Raw genomic sequence first — 6,515 nt, 5'->3', positions numbered from 1 at the left:
CGGTGAGCGGAGCTTGGGTGTTTTCCCTGCGAAAAAAAGCGTGAGCAACGCGAACTCGATCTCACACCCCCTAGGAGAGGTAAATTTTGTCCAAAATTCCCAAAATCAAAACTCAGGGCTAGAAGGCTTAGGAAGGCGTGTTAGATCTCTTTTGGTATGAAGGGCGTAGAAATCATTTCATCGACCTTCTAGGGGGTGTAATACCCAAAATTAGGATGAAAAACAAACATCAACGGATCGTACTTGTATGAAAGCCTTGTTATCACTGGATTTATGCCCTAACACTAGACTTAGAGAAAAAAAAGAGTAAAAACGCCTGAAATTATTACTATACATAGCTTTAAGTACATTTCGTTTGTTCTCGCTTTTGAGATCTTTTGTTCTCGCTTTTGAGATCTTTTGTTCTAATTAAACTAGAACAAACTTGACAGACCATCGGAAAGAATGTTCTAATGTGAGTAGAACATTCTTAGCATCGAGAATAGAACAAAGTGCAGAACGAAGATAGCAATCAAAAAATCAACGAAAGCGAGACAGAGACTAAAAAACGTGGCTTACCATCAACAACAAGGAAAGGTAAGATTGCTGGAGTAGCTAGCTATACTAATGACGTAACAGGTGTAAGTCAGGAATTCAATGTACTTTCAGTCGAAGATTGTGATGCAAATTTCCAGAAGATTTGGCTATCACACATTCTTATGGCAATCGACGAAATTGGTAATTCAAAAATGAAAGTCTTGAATTATCTACTCAAAAATCGCTATCCAGGTAATAATACACTTAATAAAACCGTTAGAGAAATTGTTAAAGAGACTGGAACAAGCCTTCAGACGGTTAATTTAACACTTAAAGCATTAGAAGAACACAATATTATTAGAAGAAAAACAGGTGTAATTATCCTTAATCCTGATGTGATATTCAAGGGTAGACATAAACATCGTATGAATATTTTAATTGAGTATAGCCATTTTGCAGAAGGTGTTGAATTGTGTGAAGAAGAAGAGAATGAGAATGTAATTGAAGGAAATTTTACTCATAAGCAAGCCATCAAAGAGGCTAGTTAACATGCAATCTTTAGAAGCTAGACCATTGTTAGTCGATACCAGTCGGATAACTCTTCGTCGCATCACTCACGAAGAGTTCGAGCTACTGTGCCAAGACAATCCAGAATTACGATTAGAGCTAACAGCCGATGGAGAACTAGTAACGATGGCACCAGCGGGATTTGAAAGCTCAGAAAAAAACGGTGATTTAAGTGCTGATGTTGTCATTTGGAATCGACAAACTAAAATAGGTAGAACATTCGATTCTTCCGGTGGATTTACTCTTCCAAACGGGGCAATTAGATCGCCTGACGTAACTTGGATTGAAAAGTCCAAACTTGCAAATATTTCATCTGATATTGCTTTTCCTTCAGTAGTTCCTGATTTTGTTATCGAACTGAGATCCAAATCAGATAGCCTCAAAACCCTTCAAGAAAAGATGGTTGAGTATCGCACCAACGGAGTACGCCTGGGGTGGCTGATTAACCCTCAAAAGCAGCAAGTAGAAATTTACAGGCTAGGCCAAGAGATAGAAGTTTTAGAATCTCCGATTACCCTTAGCGGTGAAGATGTATTGCCTGGATTCGTACTAGATTTAAGTACGATCTGGTAAAGCTGTTACAAGTTTATCGGTTAATTAACAATTTCAAAAGCTATGACCATAACTACTCCTCAATCAGCCGCAAGCATCGCGCAAGAAGCTCATGCCGAGAAAATGCGTACCATCGCCTACAACATGGATCTGCTCTTCCCAGGAGTCTACTTATGGTTGGGATCTATTGCAATCAGGCTGGGCGGACACGAGCCAGACGATTCACCTCATCGTTATCCTGGAACGATCGATAGTCGATATGGAATCGCGATAGTTCTGCCAGGATATAGAATCCTTACGAGCTACAAGGGTTCGTATGACCCTAGATAAACATCAGATTGATGGACTACCTGAATTTTCGAGTAAAACTCTGCCAGCCCAAGAGTTTGAAGATAGAATGACCGCTGCGGGTTACTTCACAGCGGGATCGGCACCAGCCCAAGGTGGTAGATTAAAAATTTGGTGGGCACATTCGGAATACCAAAGAGTTGAATCGATTTACAGTGGCGACAAACAAACGGTTATCACCGCATATCATGTAGCTTAGATAAACCTGTAACAAGTTTATTGCCCACCCCCGACAGGTACCGACAATGGGTACAATAATTTTGTCGGTACCTGTCGGGGGGTCATAGTACCAAACCCGTTACAGGTTTACTAGGCAGCTAATTAAAGCTGTAACAGGTTTACCACACACCCCCAGCTTGACCCCCACCCCCATTTAGCAGTTCAATAAAGATCTCCGCCCTGGGGTCAACCATGAAAATCGACCGCCACGGTCAAGCAAAAATCCTCACCACTGCCGAACTCCAACTGCTCTTTAATGAGGGCTTCATCGTCCAGCCCGACCGCGACCGCGCCCTATTTGCCATTTGTCTCTACACCGCCTGTCGGATCTCCGAAGCCGTCACCCTCGCCAAACGGGATGTCTACGACACCAAGGGCAACGTCCGCCCCGAACTAATCATCCGCAAAGGCAACACCAAAGGCAAACTCGCCACCCGCACCATCCCCGTCATCGCCGACTTGTGCGCCAAACTCACCGCCTATACCCCCCGTCGCAACTCCCGCTACCTCTTCCCTGGCAACGAAACCCACAGTCGCGCCGACTCCCACCTCCACCGCGACTCAGCGATGTGGCTGCTGCGTGAAGCCTGTACCCGCGTGGGCATCGAAGGAGTCAGCACCCACAGCTTTAGGCGTACCGCCCTCACCCAAATGAGCAATGCGGGTATCCCATTGCGGGTAATTCAAGAAATCTCTGGACACCGCACCCTAGACCAACTCTACAAATATCTAGAGGTCAGACCGGAACAGGTATTAGGGGCTGTCGCCAGTTTATCGATGCTCACCCCCATATCACAACCCGCACCAGCACAGGATCTCGTCCCGCAGACTTCGACAAATTATCTTATTACTGAGTCTTCATCAAAGCTGTAACAAGTTTACTGCCTACCCCCGACAACAACTAAGATATCTTGTCAAGGGGTGTCGGGGGTCATCCCAATAAAGCTGTAACAGCTTTATTGGAGAAGGGAAAAGCTCCGATAGGGTTTATGCAAATAACCCCTCATTTGATTCTTGTTTGATGAAATGGATACTTCTCACTCGTCCTAGACATGTATTCAAATTGAACCCTATCACTCGAAACCAGCCCACTCAACACCCGACCCGCCCAGATCTAGCAGAACTAGCAATCTCACTGTTAGAAAAGATGGATAGTCAGACTGTTGGCTTCGACGATTATGCAATCGAGCTAGTAAACGGTAATAGTTCCCGACCCATCGTTAAAGTCAGCCAATACGGTAAGCCATTAATGCAGATGAATCGGAATCTCGGACATTGGACATCTGAATTAAAGCATCCAGACCGGACGCTAGAACGTATAGAAAGACTACTAGAATATCAGCTTAAAACCTACAATATCAAGATGGATCTAGCCAAAGATTATCGAGATCGAGTTATCTATAAAATTGGTAATGTAGATCGCTCTATTTTAGATAATAGTTATGTTAAAGCCACCGCCCAAAATATCATCACCGAGGGGATGAAAAAAATCGATCTGGGCACTTATGACAGTGGCAGTATAGTTACATTTAATAATGACAGCATTAGAACCTTAACCGACACCATTAACCAACAGATCGAATCAGAACAAGTTAAGTTAATCGAAGCGGAAAAGTTAAAATCTGTGAGAATCCAAACCAGTCACGATCTCGTCCCTACTGCTGGAGAATTAAGAGCGGCATACACTAGCAGGATGAATACTGGAGATTTAGAAATAGCAAATGAGATTCAACAAGCTGGAATGAGATTAAATCAATTATGCCCAGAATATCTAAAGATTAATGGCAGAGCACCAGATAACTATCAAAATGATGAAGTATTCATCGAGCGAGAATATCTACAACTTCCAGAGCAACAATCAGAACAAGAGTTATTTAATAACGAACAGATTCAATCAGAACCAAAAAGTTATCCAATCACAGTTAACTTTAACAATGATGACGACGAGATAGAAGAAGATTATGGACTGAGTATGTAGAGATCGTGTTCGCAAAGCTCACTCTTTTTTTCTTTTACTGCCACTCCAGATCCTCAGTGCTATCGGTATCGATGCCGCTCTGCCGCGAGGCTTGCGTGTTTTTTGCCTACCTCAAGTAGTCCCAGGTACAATCGGTATTTACTAGCGGTCGCTACAGCAAAAAACGCGCTGATTTTGTAACTTGTTAGTTGGATAAATAAACCTGTAACAAGATTAATTGAAAAACTTGACAAACCTGTTACGAGTTAATAAAATTAGATCTTAAAGCTGTTACAAGTTTATAGATATGAATAAACCAGTCGGCGGTAGAGGACACAAAGCAGCATATCAAACTACAGTCATTCGGATTCCAATCAATCTAAAACCACAAATTGATGAATTAGTAAATCGATTTCACCAAGGTAGTTTAGAGATTGAGATCGACAAAGATATCGAGTCAAAAGTCCCAGATTTAAAAGCGATAATCGAGCGGTACAAAGTGAACTCTAAACCGAGTAGAGATTGGACTAAATTCAATCAATTGATTGGAGAGTTAGAACGAGAACTAGCCCTAGAAGCCGAACCGCTGGCTTGAGTGAAGTGAGTGAGGGAGGGGTTGAAGCTAGCGCACCCGCAGGGCTTGACCTTTACCGCCGCGCTAAAATTAGAAAGCCCGACCGACGATAAGCTTTGCTGGCTCTCGTTTCGTTCGTTCGGTCGGGGTTACTAATTTTTCCTAGCGCGTCGAGTCAAGGTTGCGCGGTGAGCGGAGCTTGGGTGTTTTCCCTGCGAAAAAAAGCGTGAGCAACGCGAACTCGATCTCACACCCCCTAGGAGAGGTAAATTTTGTCCAAAATTCCCAAAATCAAAACTCAGGGCTAGAAGGCTCAGGAAGACCTATTAGATCTGTTTTGGTGTAAAGGGCGGGAGAATCATTCCATCGACCTTCTAGGGGGTGTTACACCCGAAACTAGAGTGAAAAACAAGAAAAGAGAAATTGAGATCGCTAGAACCTCTATAAAATCTAGATTCTCGTAGTAACAATAGACTTAGAGTAAAAATAAACGAAAATCGCTGAAACTCATGACCAACATGAGTTTCAGCGATTTTGCTTGTTTAAATTTTCTTTCACATTTGTTTAAATTTTTTTGCACAAATACTTAAATACGATTTAAACAAAGTTTTGAGTTACGGATTTTGTGCTAAAGTTAAAATTAAACATTTGTTATAGGGTAATTTAAGCGTGAGAAAAGCAATCAAATCTGCTGACAGCCTCATTAATAGTAATTCAGTACCATCAGAGCAAGATGTACCGTCAACGACAAGAAAGGGAAGAGTTGCTGGAACACAAGAATACACAAATAATACAACTGGCGAAGTAAAAGAGTTTAATGTAATTTCAGTTGAGGATTGTGATGCTAACTTTCAAAAAATTTGGCTTTCTCATATTCTTATGGCAATAGATGAAATTGGTAATGCAAAAATGCAGATCTTAGCTTATTTGCTTAAAACAAGATACCCAGGAAATAATACGCTTATAAAAACAGTAAGGGAAATAGCTAAGGAAACAAAAACTAGTGTTCCTACTGTTGTTAAGACTTTACAAGCACTAGAAGAACATAAAATTATTAGCCGTAAAAGTGGTTCAATTATTCTTAACCCTGATGTAATATTTAAAGGAGGGCATAAGCATCGAATGAATGTTCTAATTGAATATCATCATTTTGCTGAGGATAACGAAAATCTTGAGGAAGAAGAGAACGTAATTAAGGGGAAATTTCCTACTCAAACCGAACAAACAGATACCCAGGAAGTCGCATAGATAACAATTTTCACCCCTAATTTAAATACCAATTTAGCAATGAGAGTTGTCATACCGACAGCTAAGATAAAATAGGCATAAGCCATTCGCTTACTACTCATCAGTTATGTATCAGTACGAGCTACCCAGATACCTACCCACCGCCGACGAACTGCCCTGCTCCGACGATACCCCCGTGGATAACGAACTTCAAGAAATCATCCCCAGCCTGCTCAAATCGATCCTCCAAATCCTCTGGGCAGACCGCATGGACTGGTTCTTTGGCATCGACATGGGCATCTACACCCATCCAGAAAAACCGCCAATCGTCCCCGACGGTTTCTTGAGTCTCAACGTCGAGCGATTTTATGATGAAGAATTACGCCTGAGCTACCTGCTTTGGGAAGAAGAAATACCGCCGATATTAGTGCTAGAAGTAGTCTCCACCACCCCAGGCGGAGAATATACCAACAAACTCGATAGCTACGCGCAGATGGGCGTACTTTACTACGTCATCTACAACCCCAAACGCCGCCGCAAAGCCAAACTAGAGAT

Annotated in this window: 9 protein-coding genes; all 9 read left to right on the top strand. The window is 42.2% G+C overall.

Features of this window, described 5'->3' with window-relative positions:
- Positions 1-491 precede the first annotated feature (491 nt).
- Positions 492-1,064 carry a replication/maintenance protein RepL gene (locus tag ACEW9J_RS06830; protein WP_373544381.1) on the top strand — a complete coding sequence of 191 codons (573 nt, stop codon included), beginning with the start codon at positions 492-494 and terminating at the stop codon, positions 1,062-1,064.
- Between the two features lies 1 nt (position 1,065).
- Positions 1,066-1,656 carry a Uma2 family endonuclease gene (locus tag ACEW9J_RS06825; protein ID WP_250689023.1) on the top strand — a complete coding sequence of 197 codons (591 nt, stop codon included), beginning with the start codon at positions 1,066-1,068 and terminating at the stop codon, positions 1,654-1,656.
- A gap of 42 nt (positions 1,657-1,698) precedes the next feature.
- Positions 1,699-1,965, top strand: a complete 267-nt coding sequence (locus ACEW9J_RS06820; RefSeq protein WP_373544380.1) for a hypothetical protein — start codon at positions 1,699-1,701, stop codon at positions 1,963-1,965.
- On the top strand, positions 1,952-2,182 hold the full coding sequence (locus tag ACEW9J_RS06815; protein WP_373544379.1) for a hypothetical protein: 231 nt from the start codon (positions 1,952-1,954) through the stop codon (positions 2,180-2,182). Before ACEW9J_RS06820 ends, ACEW9J_RS06815 begins: the two co-directional genes overlap by 14 nt.
- Before the next feature lie 212 nt (positions 2,183-2,394).
- Positions 2,395-3,075 (top strand): tyrosine-type recombinase/integrase, encoded by a 681-nt coding sequence (locus ACEW9J_RS06810; RefSeq protein ID WP_373544378.1) that lies wholly within the window; start codon positions 2,395-2,397, stop codon positions 3,073-3,075.
- A 190-nt stretch (positions 3,076-3,265) separates the two neighbouring features.
- Positions 3,266-4,180 carry a hypothetical protein gene (locus tag ACEW9J_RS06805; RefSeq protein ID WP_373544377.1) on the top strand — a complete coding sequence of 305 codons (915 nt, stop codon included), beginning with the start codon at positions 3,266-3,268 and terminating at the stop codon, positions 4,178-4,180.
- A 286-nt stretch (positions 4,181-4,466) separates the two neighbouring features.
- Positions 4,467-4,754 carry a hypothetical protein gene (locus tag ACEW9J_RS06800; RefSeq protein WP_373544376.1) on the top strand — a complete coding sequence of 96 codons (288 nt, stop codon included), beginning with the start codon at positions 4,467-4,469 and terminating at the stop codon, positions 4,752-4,754.
- Between the two features lie 648 nt (positions 4,755-5,402).
- Positions 5,403-5,981 (top strand): replication/maintenance protein RepL, encoded by a 579-nt coding sequence (locus ACEW9J_RS06795; RefSeq protein ID WP_373544375.1) that lies wholly within the window; start codon positions 5,403-5,405, stop codon positions 5,979-5,981.
- A 106-nt stretch (positions 5,982-6,087) separates the two neighbouring features.
- On the top strand, positions 6,088-6,515 hold a 428-nt coding region (locus ACEW9J_RS06790), incomplete at its 3' end, for a Uma2 family endonuclease (protein WP_373544374.1).

The organism is Chamaesiphon sp., assembly GCF_041737865.1.
Taxonomy (GTDB): Bacteria; Cyanobacteriota; Cyanobacteriia; order Cyanobacteriales; family Chamaesiphonaceae; genus Chamaesiphon.
This window is presented reverse-complemented; position numbering and strand designations above follow the sequence as displayed.

Bases quoted from the DNA above. Each gene is read 5' to 3' on its own strand.
- ACEW9J_RS06815 (WP_373544379.1), top strand. From the start codon at position 1,952: ATGACCCTAGATAAACATCAGATTGATGGACTACCTGAATTTTCGAGT.
- ACEW9J_RS06810 (WP_373544378.1), top strand. From the start codon at position 2,395: ATGAAAATCGACCGCCACGGTCAAGCAAAAATCCTCACCACTGCCGAA.
- ACEW9J_RS06820 (WP_373544380.1), top strand. From the start codon at position 1,699: ATGACCATAACTACTCCTCAATCAGCCGCAAGCATCGCGCAAGAAGCT.
- ACEW9J_RS06800 (WP_373544376.1), top strand. From the start codon at position 4,467: ATGAATAAACCAGTCGGCGGTAGAGGACACAAAGCAGCATATCAAACT.
- ACEW9J_RS06825 (WP_250689023.1), top strand. From the start codon at position 1,066: ATGCAATCTTTAGAAGCTAGACCATTGTTAGTCGATACCAGTCGGATA.